This window comes from Streptomyces sp. SID5785 (assembly GCF_009870065.1).
Classification (GTDB): Bacteria; Actinomycetota; Actinomycetes; order Streptomycetales; family Streptomycetaceae; genus Streptomyces.
In genome coordinates, this window is sequence record NZ_WWIA01000019.1 from 1 (window position 1) to 1,855 (window position 1,855).

Sequence of the window (1,855 nt, forward strand, 5' to 3'; positions counted from 1 at the left end):
CGTCAGAGTTCGTTTCAGCTCGCCTGTGCTGTCGTGTCGCGCAGCCTGGCTGCGCGGGGGCGCGCTCACCGGGCCGTGCGTCCCTGTACAGAGCGGGATGCGACGCATATGTGTGCGGGTGCGTGCGAAGTCGGCATGTGGATCCTTCGACAGGGAGGGACGGTCCTCGGCGGAGCCGTCCAGGGCGGAAGTCGCGTACCGGGTCGTGCGGGTGCGGGTGCGGGTGCGGGACCGCCTCAGCGGACCGGGTTCATCCAGGCCAGTTCCGGCGGCGTGGACCCGGTGACGAGCCGGTCGGCCAGGAGCCGTCCGGTCAGCGGCCCGAGTGTGAGGCCCCACATCCCGTGGCCACCGGCCACGTACACCCCCTCGGTGCGGGTCGGGCCGACCACGGGTACTCCGTCCCCGGTGAGGGGCCGGGATCCCACCCATTCACGGGACACGCCGTTCCAGTCGGCGCCGTTGATCAACGGGCGGATCGCTCGAGTGATCGCGTCGATCCGCGACCGGTCCAGGGGATGGTCGGGCGAGCGCAGTTCCATCACCCCGGCGACATGCGCGTGGTCGCCGCGGGGTGCCACCGCGACCCGCGGCGCGGCGAAGTACAGCGGACCGCGCAGCGGCTCCGACAGCGGCACGGAGAAGCTGTACCCGCGGCCCGGATGCTGCGGGACCCGGACACCGTGGGCAGCCGCGAGCCCCGGCATCCACGCACCGTTGGCGATGACCACGGCATCGGCCTCACGCCGGGTGCCGTCGGCACAGCGCACGAGGGAACGCCCGCGGACCCGTTCCACGGCCGTCGCCGTCACGTTCTCGCTGATCTTTGCGCCCCGGATGCGAACCTGTTCGCCCAGGGCGCTGACATAGCCGGCCGGGTCCAGGTACCGCTGACCGCCGACCCGGACCGCCAGGCCGATGCGTGAGGAAAGGTGTGGCTCCGCCTCACGGGCCTGTTCGCCGGTGAACATCTGCACGTCGACCGGTTGGCCCGCCGCCGCGACCGCCTCCAGGCCGTGCATCAGGTGTGCGGCCTGCTGCTTGTTCTCGAAGGCGGCGAGGACCGCGCCGTCGTGGACGGGGGCCTGCACCCCTCCGGCTCCCTGCGCGTCGAACGCGTCGAAGACCTGGGCGTTCATACGCCGGTACCCGGCCATGGCACGGTCCCACTGCGCGCCCGTGCAGTGACGCACGAGCCGGAGCAGAAAGCGGGCGAGCGCGGCATCCGGCCGTTTCGGCAACCGCACCGGGGAGGCACGGTCGAACACCGCCCGTGCGCCGTCGCGCAGCACGGAGGGCTCCGGCAGCGGCACGGTGAACGCCGGTGCGACAAAGCCGGCGTTTCCCCAGGAGGCGCCGCCTCCCACGAACTGCCTGTCGAGCACCTCCACCTCTACGCCGTGTTCCTGCAGCGACCACGCGCAGGAGAGGCCGACCATGCCCGCACCGATGATCAGGACCCGTTCGGGTGCCATGTCCACTCCGTTCACCAGGGTTGTGTGGTGGAGACCCTAGGAACGCCCTGACCTGCAGTATTCGGCCGATAGGCACAACGAGGTGCCGGCCGTTCGTACTCCCCGACGAAGCGGTGAGTCCCTCAGTCCCCGAACACCCGGAGCTGAAGCATCACGGCGAAGCGGGCGCGCGGATCCGACAGGTCGATCCGCCCGATCTCGCCCACCCGGCGAAGCCGATAGCGGAACGTATTGGGATGCACGTGCACCGCCCGCGCCGCCGACGCCACATCGCCGAGGGCATCGAGCCAGGCGGCCAGCGTCGCCACGAGATCGCCCTGATGCACTTGGTCGTAGGCGCGCAGACGGGCCAGCGGACCGCTGAACGCGTCGCCGTGGGC

Annotated in this window: 2 protein-coding genes; both read right to left on the bottom strand. The window is 71.3% G+C overall.

Annotated elements, in window-relative coordinates:
• Window positions 1–236: 236 nt before the first annotated feature.
• Complete coding sequence (locus GTW43_RS00635; RefSeq protein ID WP_161299562.1) at window positions 237–1,475, bottom strand: FAD-dependent oxidoreductase; 1,239 nt, start codon at window positions 1,473–1,475, stop codon at window positions 237–239.
• A 122-nt stretch (window positions 1,476–1,597) separates the two neighbouring features.
• Window positions 1,598–1,855, bottom strand: a 258-nt coding sequence (locus GTW43_RS00640) for a helix-turn-helix domain-containing protein (protein ID WP_161299563.1), incomplete at its 5' end; no start/stop codon positions are given.